The organism is Bradyrhizobium dasycarpum, from assembly GCF_042019905.1.
GTDB lineage: Bacteria > Pseudomonadota > Alphaproteobacteria > Rhizobiales > Xanthobacteraceae > Bradyrhizobium > Bradyrhizobium japonicum_B.
Genome location: NZ_CP169574.1, coordinates 3626402 through 3643989, shown reverse-complemented (window position 1 = coordinate 3643989; position 17588 = coordinate 3626402). Strand labels below are relative to the sequence as shown.

Annotated in this window: 16 protein-coding genes, 1 tRNA gene and 1 pseudogene; 10 read left to right on the top strand and 8 right to left on the bottom strand. The window is 65.6% G+C overall.

Annotated features, from left to right (window positions below):
• The first annotated feature begins 214 nt into the window (after window positions 1-214).
• Window positions 215-2231, top strand: a pseudogene (dnaG, locus tag ACETMP_RS17535) (DNA primase).
• A 377-nt stretch (window positions 2232-2608) separates the two neighbouring features.
• The gene (gene rpoD, locus ACETMP_RS17530; RefSeq protein WP_028134488.1) at window positions 2609-4744 is read left to right on the top strand and encodes an RNA polymerase sigma factor RpoD; all 2136 of its coding nucleotides are present in this window, start codon (window positions 2609-2611) and stop codon (window positions 4742-4744) included.
• A gap of 182 nt (window positions 4745-4926) precedes the next feature.
• Here rpoD and ACETMP_RS17525 read toward each other — a convergent pair whose 3' ends face one another.
• From ACETMP_RS17525 to ACETMP_RS17515, 3 genes are all read right to left on the bottom strand, one after another.
• Window positions 4927-5163, bottom strand: a complete 237-nt coding sequence (locus ACETMP_RS17525) for a hypothetical protein (protein ID WP_028134491.1) — start codon at window positions 5161-5163, stop codon at window positions 4927-4929.
• 510 nt (window positions 5164-5673) lie between these two features.
• Window positions 5674-6015 (bottom strand): hypothetical protein, encoded by a 342-nt coding sequence (locus ACETMP_RS17520; protein WP_375157166.1) that lies wholly within the window; start codon window positions 6013-6015, stop codon window positions 5674-5676.
• A 184-nt stretch (window positions 6016-6199) separates the two neighbouring features.
• Window positions 6200-6778, bottom strand: coding sequence for a hypothetical protein (locus ACETMP_RS17515; protein ID WP_375157165.1), 579 nt, complete (start codon window positions 6776-6778; stop codon window positions 6200-6202).
• A gap of 198 nt (window positions 6779-6976) precedes the next feature.
• Between ACETMP_RS17515 and ACETMP_RS17510 the strand changes: the two genes are divergently transcribed.
• Window positions 6977-7783, top strand: coding sequence for a lytic transglycosylase domain-containing protein (locus ACETMP_RS17510; protein ID WP_375157164.1), 807 nt, complete (start codon window positions 6977-6979; stop codon window positions 7781-7783).
• 199 nt (window positions 7784-7982) lie between these two features.
• Here ACETMP_RS17510 and ACETMP_RS17505 read toward each other — a convergent pair whose 3' ends face one another.
• Window positions 7983-8813 (bottom strand): SDR family NAD(P)-dependent oxidoreductase, encoded by an 831-nt coding sequence (locus tag ACETMP_RS17505; protein WP_375157163.1) that lies wholly within the window; start codon window positions 8811-8813, stop codon window positions 7983-7985.
• Between the two features lie 121 nt (window positions 8814-8934).
• Here ACETMP_RS17505 and ACETMP_RS17500 point away from each other — a divergent pair, with 121 nt between their 5' ends.
• The 4 genes from ACETMP_RS17500 (at window position 8935) to ACETMP_RS17485 (ending at window position 12637) form a co-directional block, all read left to right on the top strand.
• Window positions 8935-9309, top strand: coding sequence for a response regulator (locus ACETMP_RS17500; RefSeq protein WP_375157162.1), 375 nt, complete (start codon window positions 8935-8937; stop codon window positions 9307-9309).
• A 259-nt stretch (window positions 9310-9568) separates the two neighbouring features.
• Window positions 9569-10180, top strand: a complete 612-nt coding sequence (locus ACETMP_RS17495) for a LysE family translocator (protein WP_257178213.1) — start codon at window positions 9569-9571, stop codon at window positions 10178-10180.
• A 583-nt stretch (window positions 10181-10763) separates the two neighbouring features.
• Window positions 10764-11975, top strand: a complete 1212-nt coding sequence (locus ACETMP_RS17490) for a GGDEF domain-containing protein (protein ID WP_375157161.1) — start codon at window positions 10764-10766, stop codon at window positions 11973-11975.
• A 35-nt stretch (window positions 11976-12010) separates the two neighbouring features.
• A complete protein-coding gene (locus ACETMP_RS17485; protein ID WP_375157160.1) occupies window positions 12011-12637 on the top strand; it encodes an N-acetylmuramoyl-L-alanine amidase in 627 nt (208 codons plus the stop codon).
• Window positions 12638-12753: 116 nt separating this feature from the next.
• Here ACETMP_RS17485 and ACETMP_RS17480 read toward each other — a convergent pair whose 3' ends face one another.
• The 3 genes from ACETMP_RS17480 to ACETMP_RS17470 all read right to left on the bottom strand — a co-directional run bounded on the left by ACETMP_RS17480 (window position 12754) and on the right by ACETMP_RS17470 (window position 15486).
• On the bottom strand, window positions 12754-13095 hold the full coding sequence (locus ACETMP_RS17480) for a hypothetical protein (RefSeq protein WP_375157159.1): 342 nt from the start codon (window positions 13093-13095) through the stop codon (window positions 12754-12756).
• A gap of 267 nt (window positions 13096-13362) precedes the next feature.
• Window positions 13363-14262: an RNA polymerase sigma factor RpoH gene (gene rpoH / locus ACETMP_RS17475; RefSeq protein WP_375157158.1), complete on the bottom strand. Its 900-nt coding sequence runs from the start codon at window positions 14260-14262 to the stop codon at window positions 13363-13365.
• Window positions 14263-14478: 216 nt separating this feature from the next.
• Window positions 14479-15486: an RluA family pseudouridine synthase gene (locus ACETMP_RS17470; RefSeq protein ID WP_375161930.1), complete on the bottom strand. Its 1008-nt coding sequence runs from the start codon at window positions 15484-15486 to the stop codon at window positions 14479-14481.
• On the opposite strand from ACETMP_RS17470, the gene ACETMP_RS17465 reads away from it, so the two are divergent.
• The 3 genes from ACETMP_RS17465 (at window position 15485) to ACETMP_RS17455 (ending at window position 16557) form a co-directional block, all read left to right on the top strand.
• The gene (locus ACETMP_RS17465) at window positions 15485-15829 is read left to right on the top strand and encodes a hypothetical protein (RefSeq protein ID WP_028134502.1); all 345 of its coding nucleotides are present in this window, start codon (window positions 15485-15487) and stop codon (window positions 15827-15829) included. The two genes, ACETMP_RS17470 and ACETMP_RS17465, sit on opposite strands and share 2 nt — an antisense overlap.
• A gap of 57 nt (window positions 15830-15886) precedes the next feature.
• A tRNA-Glu gene (locus ACETMP_RS17460) sits at window positions 15887-15961 on the top strand.
• 38 nt (window positions 15962-15999) lie between these two features.
• Window positions 16000-16557: a 2'-5' RNA ligase family protein gene (locus tag ACETMP_RS17455; protein WP_375157157.1), complete on the top strand. Its 558-nt coding sequence runs from the start codon at window positions 16000-16002 to the stop codon at window positions 16555-16557.
• A gap of 62 nt (window positions 16558-16619) precedes the next feature.
• Here the strand turns inward: ACETMP_RS17455 and ACETMP_RS17450 are convergent, their stop codons facing one another.
• On the bottom strand, window positions 16620-17555 hold the full coding sequence (locus tag ACETMP_RS17450) for an alpha/beta hydrolase (RefSeq protein WP_375161929.1): 936 nt from the start codon (window positions 17553-17555) through the stop codon (window positions 16620-16622).
• Window positions 17556-17588 lie beyond the last annotated feature (33 nt).

Below are 17588 nucleotides of genomic sequence, written 5' to 3'. Positions count from 1 at the left end.
TTCCCGTCATCCCGGGGCGATGCGGGGCATCGAACCCGGAATTTCGAGATTCTCAGGTGCGCAATTGCGCATCGTAGTTCGCCCTGCGGGGCCCCGGAATGAAGGGAGGGCTGTGAACAGCGCGTATAAGCCCGACAAACCTGACTTTTGCCCACCCCGCACCTATATCCCTGATCCCAGCCCACCTCACTCCGGATTGCGCTAGACACAGCCCATGCGCTTCACGCCTCAATTCCTCGACGAGCTTCGAGCCCGGCTTTCGGTCTCCGAAGTCGTGGGCAAGCGCGTCAAGCTGAAGAAGGCGGGGCGGGAGTGGAAGGGGCTGTCGCCGTTCCAGCAGGAGAAGACGCCGTCCTTCTACGTCAACGACCAGAAGGGTTTCTACCACGACTTCTCCTCCGGCAAGCACGGCGACATCATCAGCTTCGTGATGGAGACCGACGGCCTGCCGTTTGCCGAGGCCGTCGAGCGGCTCGCCGGCATGGCCGGCCTGGCGCTGCCGGCGGTGACGCCGGATGCGGCCCGGCAGGAGCAGCGGCGCCGCACGCTGCATGACGTCATGGACCTCGCCGCGACCTATTTCGCGGAGACGCTGGCCTCGCGCCTGGGTGCCAAGGCCCGCGGCTATCTCGCCGACCGCGCCATCTCGCCGGCAACGCAATTGCAGTTCCGCCTCGGCTATGCCTCGCCGGACCGCTTCGCGTTGAAGGAGCATCTCGGCAAGCTCGGCGTCTCCGTCGACGACATGGTCGAGACTGGCCTGCTGGTCGCCGGCAACGACATTCCCGTGCCTTACGACCGCTTCCGCGATCGCGTGATGTTTCCGATCACGGACCTACGCGGCCGCGTCATCGCCTTCGGCGGGCGCGCGCTGGAGAAGGACGTTCCGGCAAAATACCTGAACTCGCCGGAGACGCCGCTCTTCCACAAGGGCGACAATCTCTACAACCACCAGACCGCGCGCAAAGCCACCCATGACGGCGCATCGCTGATCGTGGTGGAGGGCTATGTCGACGTCATCGCCATGGTCACCGCGGGCTTTGCCGGCAGCGTCGCGCCGCTCGGCACGGCGCTCACCGAGAGCCAGCTCGCGCTGCTCTGGAAGATGGCGGACGAGCCGATCCTCTGCTTCGACGGCGACCGCGCCGGCCAGAAGGCGGCCTATCGCGCCGCGGATCTCGCCTTGCCCTTCCTCGCGCCCGGCAAGAGCCTGCGCTTCGCGTTGCTGCCGGAAGGACAGGACCCCGACGATCTCGCGCGCTCCGGCGGGCGCGGCGCGATCGAGGAGGTGATCGGCGCGGCCCGCCCGCTCGCCGACATGATCTGGTCGCGCGAGCTCGAAGGCGGCAACTTCGCCACGCCCGAGCGCCGTGCCGCGCTGGAGGCGCGCATCAGGGAGCTCACCAACGGCATCCGCGACGAGGTGGTGCGGCGCTATTACCGCGACGAGTTCGTCGAGCGGCTGCAGCGCACCTTTGCCCCCGAGGGCGGCCGCGGCGGCTTCAACGGCCGGGGCAATTTCCGCCAGGGCCAGGGCGGTGGCGGCCGCCAATTCCAGCCCAGGGGCGGAGCGGCAGAATCGATTCGGCGGTCAGGGATTCGGAGGAAGGGGCCGCGGTACGTTTGCCCCCACCCCGCTACCGTCAGGCCCCTATCAGGCCGCCAGCCCCCAACTGGCGGCAAGCCCGATCATGAAGGGCCAGCGCAGCGCCATCTCCCGCCGCGAGGCGCTGATCCTGCAATGCCTGATCAACCACCCCTGGCTGCTGCACGACCACCTCGAGGAGGTCGCGGCCCTGGAGCTGGCCCATCCCGAGGCTCACAAGCTCAGGGCCGGCATCATCGCCGCCTTCGCCAACGACCATCACCATTCGCCCGACCCCGAGGAGCAGGCCGAGAAGATGCGGTCGGACCTCGCAAAGGGTGGATTTTCGCAACTCCTTCAAAGGGTTGAGAACGGCATCACCACCGCGGCGGTGTGGGGCGCGCGCGAGGGCGCGGCGCGGGACGATGTTCTCGCCACCTGGCATCAACTGGTTGCCTTGCATCGGCAATGGCATTCACTACTTAGAGAGCTGAAGGACGCCGAGCTGGCCTTGGGGGAGGACCCCAGCGAGGCCAATTTGGCGTGGTTGCGTGACGTCAAGGCTCGGATCGGCGAGGTCGACGGCACCGAAGCTCTGATCGAGGGTTTTGGCGAGCTGTCGGGTCGGTTCCAGAAGAGCATGTGATGCAAAGAATCATGCGGACGGCCGCGGCCGGAACCGCTAAAAGACTCGCCAAATCTTGGGTTTGGCGGCAAAAACAGGGTTAATCGAGGCTTAACGGTCTTGTAGCACTTTGGCCCAGAGGCGGCCGCAGGCAGAACAGACGCGTCAGGAATGAATCCGCGCAATCGCTGTTGGCACTACACCTGCATCCGCTGCGACAAAGAGGCTGACGAAGCGTTAGGCAATTCCGGCGAGAGAAAGTTGGGGGTGGCGAGAGACATGTGCGCCGCCCTTTCCGTGTCGAGAGCTGCCGAAGCGAGAGCGTCGAGCAACAGGTTCATGTGAATTCAGGCAGGCGCTGCCAAGCGCCTCGCATGAAGCGCGTTTAGGAGCAATGGATGGCCACCAAGGCAAAGACGCTGCAGGCGAAGGACAAGGAAAAAGACGACAAGGCAGCGGACGCGCCGGAGAAGGACTCCCAGGACGCGCCGTCGCCCTTGCTCGACCTGTCCGACGCCGCCGTGAAGAAGATGATCAAGCAGGCCAAGAAGCGCGGCTTCGTGACCTTCGATCAGCTCAACGAAGTCTTGCCGTCGGACCAGACCTCGCCCGAACAGATCGAGGACATCATGTCGATGCTCTCGGACATGGGCATCAACGTCACCGAAGCCGACGACACTGAAGGCGAGGAAGAGAAGGACGAGGGCGAGGACGAGACCGACAACGAGCTCGTCGAAGTCACCCAGAAGGCCGTCACCGAGGTCAAGAAGAGCGAGCCGGGCGAGCGCACCGACGATCCCGTGCGCATGTATCTGCGCGAGATGGGCACGGTCGAACTGCTCTCCCGCGAAGGCGAAATCGCGATCGCCAAGCGCATCGAAGCCGGCCGCGAGGCGATGATCGCAGGGCTGTGCGAAAGCCCGCTGACCTTCCAGGCCATCATCATCTGGCGCGACGAGCTCAACGAGGGCAAGATCTTCCTCCGCGACATCATCGATCTCGAAGCCACCTATGCCGGCCCCGACGCCAAGGCCGGCATGAACACTGCGATGATATCAGGTCCCACCGGCGAGAACGGCGAAGCCACGGCCGAAGGTGGTGAGGCCGCCTCCGCGGCCGCGCCCGCCCATGTCGCCCCGCCGGCGGCGCCGCCGGCGCCGACCCCGTTCCGTGCCGCCGCTGCGCCCGGTGCCGCCGAAACCGAGGAGAAGGATCCGGCCGAGGCCGCCGCCGAATCCGACATGGACGACGACGAGTTCGAGAACCAGATGTCGCTCGCGGCCATCGAGGCCGAGCTCAAGCCGAAAGTGGTCGAGATCTTCGACAAGATCGCCGACAGCTACAAGAAGCTGCGCAAGCTTCAGGAGCAGGACATCCAGAACCAGCTCCAGAACGAGTCGCTCTCGCCGCACCAGGAGCGCAAGTACAAGAAGCTGAAGGACGAGATCATCGTCGAGGTGAAGTCGCTGCGCCTCAACCAGGCGCGTATCGACTCACTCGTCGAGCAGCTCTACGACATCAACAAGCGCCTCGTCTCGCACGAGGGCCGATTGATGCGCCTTGCCGACAGCCACGGCGTCGCGCGCGAGGATTTTCTGCGCAACTACACGGGTTCTGAATTGGACCCGCGCTGGCTCAACCGCGTCTCGAAATTGTCGGCAAAGGGCTGGAAGAACTTCGTCCACCACGAGAAGGACCGCATCAAGGACCTCCGTCACGAGGTGCATCAGCTCGCTGCCCTGACCGGCCTCGAGATCGTCGAGTTCCGCAAGATCGTGCACTCCGTGCAGAAGGGCGAGCGCGAGGCACGCCAGGCCAAGAAGGAGATGGTGGAGGCCAACCTCCGTCTCGTGATTTCGATCGCCAAGAAGTACACCAACCGCGGCCTGCAGTTCCTCGACCTGATCCAGGAAGGCAACATCGGCCTGATGAAGGCGGTCGACAAGTTCGAGTACCGCCGCGGCTACAAGTTCTCGACCTACGCCACGTGGTGGATCCGGCAGGCGATCACGCGCTCGATCGCCGACCAGGCCCGCACCATCCGCATCCCCGTGCACATGATCGAGACGATCAACAAGATCGTGCGCACCTCCCGCCAGATGCTCAACGAGATCGGCCGCGAGCCGACCCCGGAAGAGCTCGCCGAAAAGCTCGGCATGCCCCTGGAGAAGGTCCGCAAGGTCCTCAAGATCGCCAAGGAGCCGCTGTCGCTGGAGACGCCCGTCGGTGACGAGGAGGATTCGCATCTCGGTGATTTCATCGAGGACAAGAACGCGATCCTGCCCATCGACGCCGCGATCCAGTCCAATTTGCGCGAGACCACCACGCGCGTGCTGGCCTCGCTGACCCCGCGCGAAGAACGCGTCCTGCGCATGCGCTTCGGCATCGGCATGAACACCGACCACACGCTGGAAGAAGTGGGGCAGCAGTTCAGCGTGACCCGCGAGCGTATCCGCCAGATCGAAGCGAAGGCGCTGCGGAAGCTGAAGCATCCGTCGCGGTCAAGGAAGCTGCGGAGCTTCTTGGATAATTGATCGCAGGCAGCGATCCAAAGCAAAACGGCGGGCCTTGGCCCGCCGTTTTTGCTTTGCCGTCATTGCGAGCGTAGCGAAGCAATCCAGAGTCTTTCCGCGGAGACATTTCTGGTTTGCTTCCGCCTTCGCTAAGGCTTCGGCGGACAAGTCGCTGCGCTCGCAATGACGTGGGGCAGCCACCCCTACTTCTTCTTCGCCCCGACCCGCTCGAGCCGCTTGATCTCCAGCGCCGGGCGGCCGCTCTTTTCCGCGATCTCGCGGTCCTGCTCCATGATGAAGCCGCGGGCGGGTTCGTCGCCGTCGAGGCCGCCGAGCAGCTCGGCGGGGACGCGGCGGTTGGAGCGCTGGGAATCGTCCTCATAGACGACATTGAAGAAGGCGAATTCGCCTTTGGGATTGGTTCCGGGTTTTTTGGCCATGGCGGCTTGTCGTCGATTGGCGGGCCGCAGTCAAATGACTTTGGCGGCGATCAACCTCGGTTGCAGGCCGAGAACCACCCGATCTGATGCGGCTGATTGAAAATCTGCTGCGCGAGGGGGCTTGCGGCGTGAGCCGAGGCGGTGCCTGGATAACGCCTGCGTCCATAAACGGCGGGCCAAGGCCCGCCGTTTATTTTTTGGTCTTCAGTGTCGCCCGGGGCTGGCGGGGCGACAACTTAAGATAGAAGGTTATCGAAGGCGCCCTGCGATGGCAAGGCAAATCGTGGCGCGTCGGTGTCGCAGCGAGCGCATCAGATATGCGTCGGTTGCGATATCCGGTTCCTACACGCGTCGAAGCAATTGTTTGGATTATCGAACCACTTGGCGTCGCGGGGCCCGCAACGTAGCGCGTGACGTGCGGAAGGCGCATCAGCCTGCACGTCTTCCCGCCTGCGTGCAGATATTGTGATCCGACGGGCGCAAGACAGCTCCGTCGTCGCCGCGCATGTCTCAATGCGTGCGCGTGCGCCGCGCCACCTCCTGCACGGCGAGCCGCGATCCGTGCCCGCCGCTCTCGCCGCCGTCCTCCTTGCGCCCCTGCGCCATGATCGCGCTGCCCATCGCGGCCGAGCCGAAGGTGATGAGGAAGGACGCCAGCAGCAGCCCCAGCGCGACGCCGGGCGAAGCATCGGCGAAGATCAGCTCGCGCAGATGGCCGGGATTGAGCCAGAGCAGCCCGCCGACGAGCAGCGCCGCGGCGCAGGCGCCGATCGCAAGGTTGATGGCGAGCAGGCGGAACAGGGGAATGCGGAGCAGGGAGCGGGGAGGATGAGGCTGCTGATGGTTGCTCATGGCTGGTGGCTTTATGCTGGCTCAACGCGTCGCGCGGCGGTGCGGCGCAAGCAACGATATCATAGCGCCAACTCTCTCATCCATCATTCCGGGCGCCACGAAGTCGCGAGCTATGGTGCGCAATTGCGCACCTGAGAATCCATCGCGCCACCGTCTCTGCCGCTCGATGGATTCCGGGTTCGCGCTACGCGCGCCCCGGAATGACGACGGGAAAGTGCGGCGAGGTCATCCCCCTCACGCCGCCGGCGCAGCCCGGCCGGCGGATGCGTGCTGCTGCGCGGCCTGCTGGCGCTCCATCATGTTTTTGCCACAGCGTGGCGATGCTCGCTTGCGTCTGCGGTGCGATCAGGCAATGGCCTTCATTGTCGAAGCCGCAGAACCGCACCGACGGATCCTGCTTCACCTCGACCAGCGCCTGGTTGATCATCTCGAGGCAGGTGATGACCTCGCCGACGTTGTGCAGGCGGGCGTGGTGCAGGATGTCCATCAGGCGGAACGTCATCACCGCGGGCTGGCCGAAGCTGATGCCGGGACGGCCGAGCTCGAGCAGCACGTTGACCGCCGGCAGCACGCCCCTGATATGCTCGAGCACGCCGGCGACGTTCTCCACGCTGCAGGCGACGAGATGGGACGCCTGGGGCGGGATCGTCACGGGCGCGCGGGGGCTGAGGCCAAGCGAGCTGATCACCTCCTGCTCGATCCATTGCCGCACCGCTGCGGGCGCATTGCGGATCTGCTCGGTGGTCAGGGTAATTCCGGTCATGGACGCGTCTCCTGGGCGGCTGCTGTCGGTTGCAATCTAGGAAACGTCGCGTGAGACGGTTTGATGCGGATCAAGTCTTGCGGATCAAGTCTTGCGGTTCAAGATTTGTGCTTCGAGCGTTGCGCTTTGACCCTCGCGGCTTTCCCGGGCATGATCCGCGCGCTGCTTCGCGCCAGTTTTTTCAGGGGATTGCTCCATATGCTGAGACTGCTTCTCGCCGCCGCGTCGGTGCTGTGTCTGGCCGGCGGCTCGGCGCAGGCCGCGCGCTGCGGCGGCGACTTCAACACCTTCGTCGCCGCCATGGCCCAGGAGGCGCAGGCGGCCGGCGTCTCGGCGAGCGTCACCAATGCGGCGCTCAGCGGTGTCGCTCCCGACCCCGCGGTGCTCGCCTTCGACCGCCGCCAGCGCCACACCTTCAACAAGACCTTCGAGCAGTACGTCTCGACCCGCGTCGGCCCGGGCCGCATCAATGGCGGCCGCGCGATGCTGCAGCGCCACGCCGCGCTGCTCTCGCGCATCGAGCAGAAGTTCGGCGTGCCCAGGTACATCCTGGTCGCGATCTGGGGCCTGGAGAGCGATTTCGGCAAGGGCGACATCGGCAAGATGCCGGTGGTCCGTACGCTGGCGACGCTGGCGCATGATTGCCGCCGCACCGATCTGTTCCAGGGCGAGCTGCTCGCCGCGCTCAAGATCGTGCAGCGCGGCGACCTGCCGCTGCGCGACATGATCGGCGCCTTTGCCGGCGAGATCGGCCAGACCCAGTTCCTGCCCTCGTCCTACATCAAGTACGGCGTCGATTTCGACGGCGACGGCCATGTCGACCTCCGCCACAGCATCCCCGACGTGCTCGCCTCGACCGCGAACCTCTTGCACGTGAGCGGCTTCAAGATGGGCCAGCCCTACGGCGAAGGCACCGCCAATTTCGAGGCGATGCGCGAATGGAACAGGGCGGTGGTGTATCGCAAGACCATCGGTTATTTCGCGGATCGGCTGGCGGGGCAGTGAGGCATTGAACTCGTAGGTTGGGCAAAGCGAAGCGCGCCCACGCATTCTTCGTGATCGAAAGAGATGGTGGGCACGGCGCAAGTTCCTTTGCCCACCCTACGACAGCGCAGTTTGTAGGATGGGTAGAGCGAAGCGAAACCCATCGCCCCTCCTTGCGGAAACATGATGGGTTTCGCTTCGCTCTACCCATCCTACGACTTCACGTCCCCTTCGCCATCTTCTCCAGCTTCCGCTGCAACGGCGCCCAATACGTCGCCGGGCGGAAGCGCTGCAGCAGGTCCATGAAGCGGGCGTCGTTGCCGATCAGGATGCGCGGCTCGTTCTTTTCGATACCCTTGATGATGCGCAACGCAGCGTCCTTCGGCGAGGTCCTGGCCGCGTTCTCGAACCGCTCGATCGACTGCGCGCGGCGGGCATTGTCGGTGACGCCGATTCCGGTGCGGGAATTGCGCGCGATCGCGGTGGCGACGCCGCCGGGATGCACGACCGACAGCCGGACCGCGCTGCCCGCGACGCTGAGCTCGTGCCGCACGCTCTCGGAAAAGCCGCGCACAGCGAATTTCGCCGCCGCATAGGCCGATTGTCCGGGCGGGGCGATGATGCCGAAGATCGAGGACAGGTTGACGATATGCGCTTCGCTCCTCGTCTTCAGATGCGGCAGGAAGGCGCGCGTGCCGTGCACCACGCCCCAGAAATTGATGTCGAACAGCCAGTCCATCTGCGCCTGGTCGATCTCCTCGAACGAGCCCATCAGCGCCACGCCGGCATTGTTGACGAGGATGCCGAGCTCCGGATGCGCGGAAATCGCCTCGGCCGCGAATTGCACGATGTCGCCCGCTTCGCCGACGTCGACGCGATGCACGCTGACCTTGCGGGTCAAGCCAATCTCTGCCGCCAGCGTCTTCAGCCCGGCCTCGTCGCGATCGGCGAGCGCGAGATCGCAGCCGCGCCGCGCAAGCTCGATGGCCAGTGCCCGGCCGATGCCGCTGGCCGCTCCCGTGATGGCGGCGGCGCCGCGAATCGCTGTCATGATGTTCCCCCGTCCGATCCCCCCAGATGGAACTATGCTTTACATTTTTTCATGATGGAACCGAACTCCACGCGAATTTGCTCCTTAACATACGTTACGCAAGCGAGCATTGGAGACGCCGATGGGACAAGCGCAACCATTCCGAGCTACCGCGCTGATCGTGGAGGACGACGTCATGCAGCGCGAGATGCTATGTCTCCTGCTGGAAGAGAGCGGCTATCAGGTGATCCAGTGCGAGAGCGCCGAGGCCGCCGAGCGCGTGCTCGAGAAGAGCGCCGGCGCGCTCTGCCTGATGATGACCGACGTGCAGCTCGCCGGCCGCATGAACGGGGTCGAGCTCGCCCATGTCGCCAAGGATCGCAATCCCAGGCTCGACGTCGTCGTCACCTCCGGCCGCCCCTTGAAGCAGCCCTTGCCCCAGGGTGCGAAGTTCTGGGCAAAACCCTGGGCGCCGCTCGACGTGCTGCGCGAAGCCGAGCTCGCGCAGCTGTCTTGACCATCCTCGATCCGTCATCCTGAGGCGCGCGCGTCGCGGCGCGATAGAGTCGTGGCGCCAGCCTCGAAGGATGAGCGGCCGAGACGCAGCCGGGCCGTCGCCCTTTGATGCTTGCTCTGCAGCGCTGCGCTCAGCAGAGCGCGCACCTCAGGTGACGGTCTCAAGTTGTCTTGTTGGTGGGACAGGACGGCTCTCAGCTCGTGCTCTTGAGGTCGGGACCTCGCTTCCGCGTCGCGAGGCGGGATGGTATGGTCCGCCCATGTCCTGGTCCTTCCTGCTCACCTCGCTCATCGTCGTCGCCTCGCCCGGCACCGGCGTGCTCTACACGCTGGCTGTGGCGCTGACGCGCGGCTCGCACGCCAGCCTTGCCGCCGCCTTCGGTTGCACGCTCGGGATCGTGCCGCATATGTGTGCCGCGATGCTGGGGCTCGCCGCCGTGCTCCACACCAGCGCGCTCGCCTTCGCCGCGCTGAAATGGGGCGGCGTTGCCTATCTGCTCTACATGTCCTGGCAGGCGCTGCGCGAGAGCGGGGCGCTTTCGGTCGAGGGTGGGATCAGCGAGCGTTCGAGCGGCCGCGTCGTCGTCACCGGCTTTCTGATCAACATCCTCAATCCCAAGCTGTCGATCTTCTTCCTCGCCTTCCTGCCACAGTTCATCGCCGCGGACGAGGCCCATGTGCTGGCGCGCATGCTGGAATTGAGCGGCGCCTTCATGGCGATGACCTTCGCGGTGTTCGCCGTCTACGGCCTCTGCGCCGCCTCCGTGCGCGAGCGCGTCATCTCGCGCCCCCGCGTCATGGCCTGGCTGCGCCGCAGCTTCGCCGCCGGCTTTGCCGCACTCGGCGCCAAGCTGGCGTTTGCGGAGAGGTAGCCCTCCGGCCAATAAAAAAGCGGGCTCGCGCCCGCCACATCAAACCCTCGTCCCGACGCCCGGGCGGAGCGAGGCTCCACCCGGGCAAAGAACAAGCCTCGTTACTTCTTCTTCGCCTTCTTGGCCTTCTTCGCCTTCTTCTTCGTCGCCTTCTTCGCTTTCTTAGCCATAGGATCCTCTTAAGGGTTAATGGTGAAACGCGACACGAGGGATGCTCGGCGGAGGGCCAGCCTCGCAACATCCTCGACGACGAACTCAGCAGATTCGCAGGTCTCTGCCCCGCGCTGTCACATCCATGTCATCGCGTTATCCACAGCTCAGATGCATTTTCAGGTGATTTTGCCGCGCGAATCCGCTTCGCGCCGCCGCGGCGCGGCCCGCGCGTCAGCGGCAGGGCTTGATTAACGATGTCGGAGCCGCTCGCGGGATTCATCAATCCAAAACCAACGCCGGAGTTTGCGCGATTGCGGTGAGACTCCATTAAGCGCGCCGCGCGCATGATCCTCCGCAAGAACACGGGGGCGGGTATGTACGGACGTTTGTCAGGGACGGGGGGCGCGGCGCTGCGCGTGCTGCACGCGCCATGCTGAACGTAATGACATTGTGGACCGTCTTCGTCGTCAACTTCCTGGCACTCGGCGTGATCTGGGCTTACGTGACGCGGTCCTATCCGACATTCGCCGCCGCCCGGTTCTGGATGGCCTCGTGCTTCGTCGGCGCTATCGGGGCGATGACGGCTCTGATCCGCCTGTTCGTCTCCTCTCCCCTGCCGCTTCTGCTCGGCGCGGCCGGCGTCATCGCGGCGAGCTGCCTCGCCGCCATGGGCATTCAGCGCTTCTATGACCGGCCGGTCTCGTGGCGCCTGATGTTGGCGACGGGGGGCCTGAGCCTTGCCGGCGTCGTGGTCTTCATGATCGGCTTCGAGCACATGCAGCTGCGCATGCTCAGCTACACGCTCGGCCAGGCCCTGCCGCTGGTGCTGGCGCTGCGGCTGCTGCTGTGGCCGCCCGAGGGGCGCGTCAGCCCGGGCGCGCGGCTGTCCGGCATCGTCATCCTCGCCATCATCGCGATCCTCATGGTCCGCACGATCGGCAATCTGCTCGGCCACGATCTGTCGGCGAAGGCCGGCGGCCAGACCCATGCTGTCATGGTGCTGGGGCTGCTGTTCCTGTCGATGACGCTCAATTTCGGCTTCTTGCTGATGGCGATGGACCGCCTGCGCAACGAGGTCGCCGACCTCGCGCTGCTCGACGACCTCACCGGCGTCGCCAACCGGCGGCACCTGTTGCAGCGCCTGACCGAGGAATGCGCCCGCTCCGAGCGCAGCCATCAGCCGTTCTCGCTGCTGGTGATCGATCTCGACGGCTTCAAGACCATCAACGACACCCACGGCCATGCCGCCGGCGACGCCTGCCTGAAGCACTTCACCCTGATGGCGCAGACGCGGCTGCGGCCCGGCGACATGCTCGCCCGCACCGGCGGCGACGAATTCTGCGTCGTGCTGCCGTCCTCGTCCCTGCGCGAGGCCGCAATGATCGCCCGCCGCGTGCTCGAGGTCTGCCGCCAGGATGCCGAGGCCTGCACCGGCAACGACATCCCGATCGCGATCTCGATCGGCGTCGCGCAATGGGATCACGACATCGGCGCGTTCCCGGACCGCCTGATGGCCAATGCCGACCACGCCCTTTACGCCGCCAAGAAGAACGGCAAGAACGACTTCGCCGTCTACGATCCGGCGCCGCCGCTGTCGCCCGAGCCGAACGACTCGCGCGAGGCCTCGCACTATTTCGCCTGAGGCCATGCTAGATTGCGGCCCCCGTTGGACCCCGCATGATGATTGCCCGCCTGCTCGCGGCCGCTCTCGCCGCTCTCTGTCTGATCTTCCCCGCCGTCGCTGAGGACGCCGAACTGACAAGGCTCGCGCGCGCCTCCGGCACGCCCGAGCTTCCCGGCCTGAAGATGGTCTGGCTGGCGCCGTGGGGTGAGGTCCGCGACGCAAGGCCCTGGCGCAACATCATCGTGCACCAGACCGAAGGGCCGGCGGGCTCGGCGCGCGGCGGCGCGCTGGCGCAGGCCAAGGCCCCGGCCCGCCGCGGCGTCACGGTGTGGGTCGAGACCGACGGCACGGTCTATTGGGCGGTCGCCGAGAACCTGGTGCCGACCCATGGCGACGGCGCCAACCGCAACGACAACAAATACATCGACAACGGCCCGACCTACCGCCAGGTGGTGCGCGACAATTCGATCGGCGTCGAGTTCGCCGGCAATTATCCCGACGTCGCCGCAGGCCCGACCGAGGCGCAGGTCGCGGCGTGGAAGATCCTCGTGAAGGTGCTGCGCACGCGCTACGACATCCCCCTCGACCGCGTCTATGCCCACAACTGGATCGACTACAAGGACGCGCGCTATTGCGAAGGCTGCTGGCTCGCGACCCTGGCGCGGATGTGGGGGGAGTGAGAACCGTCATTCCGGGGCGCGCGCAGCGCGAACCCGAATCCACTCATCCACCAACTCTGCGGCCAGATGGATTCCGGGTTCGCGCCAAGAGGCGCGCCCCGGAATGACAACGGAGTTCACACCGGCTGCGACATCCAGCCGAACAGCCGCGTCATCAGTCCCGGCCGGCGCGGCAATTCCGGCGGCGCGTCCGCGGCCAGCACGCGCTTGAAGAAGTAGTCCAGGAAAACCATGTCGTTCGGCTCGGTGACGGTGAACTGATCCTCGCCGAAGAACACGCTGTAGCTGTAGAAGAACGGGCCCATCAGCGGGATCGTCGCCGTGCCGGCATAATCCTTCGAGATCACGAACTCCGACGGCTCGAGGCCGTGCTCGCGCATCGCCTGCTCGACCAGCGGCAGCTTGCGCAGGAACTCGGCCGAGAAGCCGCCGACGGTGGATTGCAGGATGATCGACACGGCGCTTGTCCACTCGCTGCTATCGGTCCGATCATTCTGGGTCGGGCGATCGGCAGCGCGGGTTCAAGGCGAGCCGGTTCTATGACGGCGGAGGGGTGTGGACTGCGGCGGTTTCACGCGCGGACGGATAACGCCCGGGGCATGACAGCGAGGGGTGGGCTGGCTTCGCATCCAAACGATGTTCACACCCACAAACAAAAAAGCCGGCGTCGCCGCCGGCTTTCTGTCTCTTTCGATCCGCCAATTTCTCTTCGCGCGGAGCTTCGCTTAGTGCGCGGCTTCCAGCGCGGCCTGTTCGGCCTTTGCGATCGTGCCCTTGACCGCGGACTGCACCTTCTCGAAGGCGCGGACCTCGATCTGGCGGACGCGCTCGCGCGACACGCCGAACTCGGCGGCAAGGTCTTCCAGCGTCATCGGCTCATCGGCGAGGCGGCGGGCCTCGAAGATGCGGCGTTCGCGCGGGTTGAGCACGCCCATGGCGCCGTTCAGCGCTTCACGGCGGTGATCATATTCCTCGTGCTCCGCCATCATGGCTTCCTGGTTGGGCGTGTTGTCGACCAGCCAGTCCTGCCATTCGCCGGCTTCGCCGTCGTCGCGGATCGGCGCGTTGAGCGACGCGTCGCCACCGAGGCGGCGGTTCATGTCGATCACGTCCTGATCGGTGACGCCGAGGCGCTTGGCAATGACCTTCACCTGGTCGGGGCGCAGATCGCCTTCGTCCAGCGCGTTGATCTTGCTCTTCGCCTTGCGCAGGTTGAAGAACAGCTTCTTCTGGTTCGCGGTGGTGCCCATCTTCACGAGCGACCAGGAACGCAGGATGTACTCTTGAATCGACGCCTTGATCCACCACATGGCGTAGGTGGCGAGACGGAACCCTTTCTCGGGTTCGAAACGCTTCACCGCCTGCATCAGGCCGACATTGCCTTCCGAGACGACCTCGGAGATCGGCAGGCCGTAGCCGCGATAGCCCATGGCGATCTTGGCGACGAGCCGGAGATGGCTGGTGACGAGTTGGTGCGCCGCGTCGCGATCGTCATGCTCGCGCCAACGCTTGGCGAGCATGTATTCCTGCTGGGGTTCCAGCATCGGGAATTTGCGGATCTCGGCGAGGTAGCGAGATAGGCCGGATTCTCCATTGAGGACCGGCAAAGCAGCGGTACGGGCCATGGTGCGCCCTCCAAAGGTTCAGGCCCCCGATAGCGGCGGGCCAGGCAGACGACCGCTGTGTCAAAGCCGGTCGGGCTGCGATGTTCCGCGTCGGTCATTCCAACGCAGGCGCAATATACTCCATCGGGGGGCAAAAAGGGAAGGATTGCTGACGTCACGTCCCCGTGTGGCCGCTATAACTTTTTGTAATGTAACGCCTTTCCTAAAGCGGCTGCGTCATAGCGCCGCTTTCAGGGTGCTTTGCAGGAGAAGCAAATCCTCTGGTAGAGCCGCCTCCCAGTGCAGTAATTCTCCGCTCCTCGGGTGCTCCAATACCAGAAGGTAAGCATGTAGGGCCTGCCGTCCGAGCGCGGCGAGGGCGGCTTGCGATTCGGGACCGAGCTGGTTCGCCTTGGTCTTGAAATGCGGGCCATAGACCGCATCGCCCATCAGGGGATGGCCGATATGGGCGAGGTGGACGCGGATCTGGTGGGTGCGCCCGGTTTCGAGCTCGCAGGCGAGCAGCGAGGCCACGGGCTTGCCGTCGCGCCCGGCAAAGCTCTCCAGGATCTCCCAATGTGTCACCGCCTCGCGCCCGCCCTGGCGCACCGCCATCTTCTCGCGCGCATGCGGATGGCGGTCGATCGGCGCATCGACCGTGCCGCGGTGCCGGCCGGGCACGCCCCAGGCAAAGGCCATGTAGCCGCGCCGCATCGCGCCGGTGCGGCCGTGATCGGCGAACTGGGCCGACAGCGAGGCGTGGGCCACGTCGTTCTTGGCGACCACCATCAGCCCGGTGGTGTCCTTGTCGAGCCGGTGCACGATGCCGGGCCGGCGCACTCCGCCGATGCCCGACAGCGAGGCGCCGCAATGGGCGATCAGGGCGTTGACGAGCGTGCCGGTCTCGTGGCCGGCGGCAGGATGCACCACCAGCCCCTTCGGCTTGTTGATCACCACGATGTCGTCGTCCTCGAACACGATGTCGAGGGCGATCTCCTCGCCCTTGGGCTCGGCCGGCGCCGCCTCCGGCACGTCGATTGTGATCGTATCGCCGGATGCGACGTGATAAGCGGGGTCGCGGACCGGGGCCGCCTTCAGGCTCACCGCGCCCGCCAGGATCAGGGTCTTGAGCCTTGACCGCGACAGCTCCGGCAGGCGCGCCGCCAGCACGCGGTCGAGCCGGGCCGAGCCCTCGTCGCCGGCGACCACGACCTCTAACCTCTGCGCTGAACCCGGGCTTTCCATGACGACGTCTGACACCGCTGTTCCCGAACCGACCCCCGAGCAGGCCGCGCTGTTCGCGCGGGTGCGGCGGATGATGCTGATCGCGGGGTTGACCACGGCGCTGGCGATCTGCGCCGTGCTGATCGCGGTGGGCTACCGCCTTTTCAAGTCGGAGGGAAGGGCACCCGAGGCGGCCGGCGACGTCACCGCCACCCTGCCCAAGGGCGCCAGGATCGTCTCCACCGGCGTTGCGGGCGACCGCCTCGTGGTCACGCTGGATCTCGGCGGGGTCATCGAGATCCGGACCTTCGACGCCCATACCCTGAAGCCGGCCGGACGGCTGAAATTCGCCAATGAGCCGTAAAAGGCCCGTCGGGGTCCTTGCGGCGGACAAATTTCGAGGCTATTGGCTAGCCCTCACGCTCCCTTCGTCTAGCGGTTAGGACGCGGCCCTCTCAAGGCTGAAACAGGGGTTCGATTCCCCTAGGGAGCGCCACTGTCTTCAAGCCAGTCCTTCCCTCTGATCTCGATTTGATGTTCCACCCCTTGGGTGAACTTGTGGCGTTGGCGATCAATATCCGGGCCGACAACGAGTCAGCCGGCGAGATCGAGCGGCTCTGGGATCAGGTTGCCGTATTCGAGGTTGAGCCCTCGATGCGCGCCCTCGGCTATCGGCCTCATTTTACATTTGCGATCTACGACTCGCCGGCGGTTGACGAGAAGGCCGCGTGGGATGCGATGCTGGCAGCTGTTGCCGGCCAGAGGCAACTGCGCATCGAGTTCAAACGAATTCGCTGGTTCGAGGGTCCGCCGCTCGTTCTCTGGGCGGAGCCGGAGGCCAACGAAATCCTGGCTCGTATCCACGCCGCCATCAGCGTGGCAATCGATCCAGCGCATTGTCGCCCTCATTACCGGCCCGGCGCCTGGACCCCCCATTGCACGCTCGGCACCGCCGTTGCCGATGAGCGGCGCGATGAGGTGATGGCCTTTGCATGTGCGTTTGATCGCAGCATCGAAGTGCTGTTCGACGTGGCGGACTGCGTCGTTTTTCCTCCGGTGCGGATCATCGCCGAACGGAGGTTGCCGCCGTAATTGCTGTCGCTTTTGGCGTCATCGATCACGCTGCGTCAACCTGATGCCCCACCGCCACCCCCTCACGCCGTCGTCCCGTCGATCGACCGCCGGATCACCTTCTGCACCTCCCCATTCGACAGGAACAAATCGTGGTTGATGATGCCCCAGCCTTCCGCGGACGCATCGATCACGCGCACGCCGAGCTGCGCGATGGCGGCCTTCTCGGCGGCGCCGACCCTGGTCATTCCGCCTGCGAGCTGTCCCGACAGCGCGAGAGCGCGATCGTTGGTCGAGGCGATCACCGTGATCTTGCCGGCCAGCGGGCCGATGCGCTGGACCGCCGACGAGAACACGTCCATGTCGATGTCGGGCGCGGCGAACACCACCGCGCCGATCTTGCTCGTCACCGTCTCGCCGTATCGCGCATGGAGCTGGCGCAGGCTTTCGAGCGTCAGCATGGTTCCCATGCTGTGCGCAACGATGTGCACGCGGCCCGTGCCAGGGGCCGACACCAGCGACGAAAGCACGCGCTCGAATTCGTCGCGCGACCACATCGCGCTGTCGCGATCATAGGCGTAGTCGAACAGTCCGGCCTTGGAGGGCCAGGCGAACACCATGGTGCGGCCACGGAACTTGACCGCATCGGAAAGATAGGCGCCGTCCAGCACCGCCGTCTCGAACGTCTGCTTGAAGCCGTGCACATAGATCAGCACGTCGCCTCCGCCGGCCTGCGCCGCGAGATCGCCGGCGTCGGCCGGCATCGGCTCGATCCGATCGAGACGCCAGCCGCCAAGTCCGACCGAGGCGAGCGACAGGCGGCTCTCGTCGGGCGCCGCCAGCTTGGCTCGCGCCACCGTCATGCTCGTCGCGCGCTCCGGACCGAACCAGGGTTTGGCGCGCGCCCCATTCACGGGCTTGCGCGTCGTGGCGACGAGCAATGTGGAGTCGACGGAGAGCGAGGAAGCATCGTAGCGCGCGCCGGTCGCACCGAGCCCGGCGCATCCGCCGAGCGCCAGGGCACTGCCCGCCGATAGAGTCCGCCGAGCAGA

Coding starts and splice junctions, on each gene's coding strand:
- ACETMP_RS17505 (WP_375157163.1), bottom strand. CDS start 8,813: ATGACAGCGATTCGCGGCGCCGCCGCCATCACGGGAGCGGCCAGCGGC.
- ACETMP_RS17470 (WP_375161930.1), bottom strand. CDS start 15,486: ATGGAAAGCCCGGGTTCAGCGCAGAGGTTAGAGGTCGTGGTCGCCGGC.
- ACETMP_RS17520 (WP_375157166.1), bottom strand. CDS start 6,015: ATGAGCAACCATCAGCAGCCTCATCCTCCCCGCTCCCTGCTCCGCATT.
- ACETMP_RS17455 (WP_375157157.1), top strand. CDS start 16,000: ATGTTCCACCCCTTGGGTGAACTTGTGGCGTTGGCGATCAATATCCGG.
- ACETMP_RS17490 (WP_375157161.1), top strand. CDS start 10,764: ATGCTGAACGTAATGACATTGTGGACCGTCTTCGTCGTCAACTTCCTG.
- ACETMP_RS17515 (WP_375157165.1), bottom strand. CDS start 6,778: ATGACCGGAATTACCCTGACCACCGAGCAGATCCGCAATGCGCCCGCA.
- ACETMP_RS17510 (WP_375157164.1), top strand. CDS start 6,977: ATGCTGAGACTGCTTCTCGCCGCCGCGTCGGTGCTGTGTCTGGCCGGC.
- ACETMP_RS17495 (WP_257178213.1), top strand. CDS start 9,569: ATGTCCTGGTCCTTCCTGCTCACCTCGCTCATCGTCGTCGCCTCGCCC.
- ACETMP_RS17485 (WP_375157160.1), top strand. CDS start 12,011: ATGATGATTGCCCGCCTGCTCGCGGCCGCTCTCGCCGCTCTCTGTCTG.
- rpoH (WP_375157158.1), bottom strand. CDS start 14,262: ATGGCCCGTACCGCTGCTTTGCCGGTCCTCAATGGAGAATCCGGCCTA.
- rpoD (WP_028134488.1), top strand. CDS start 2,609: ATGGCCACCAAGGCAAAGACGCTGCAGGCGAAGGACAAGGAAAAAGAC.
- ACETMP_RS17465 (WP_028134502.1), top strand. CDS start 15,485: ATGACGACGTCTGACACCGCTGTTCCCGAACCGACCCCCGAGCAGGCC.
- ACETMP_RS17525 (WP_028134491.1), bottom strand. CDS start 5,163: ATGGCCAAAAAACCCGGAACCAATCCCAAAGGCGAATTCGCCTTCTTC.
- ACETMP_RS17500 (WP_375157162.1), top strand. CDS start 8,935: ATGGGACAAGCGCAACCATTCCGAGCTACCGCGCTGATCGTGGAGGAC.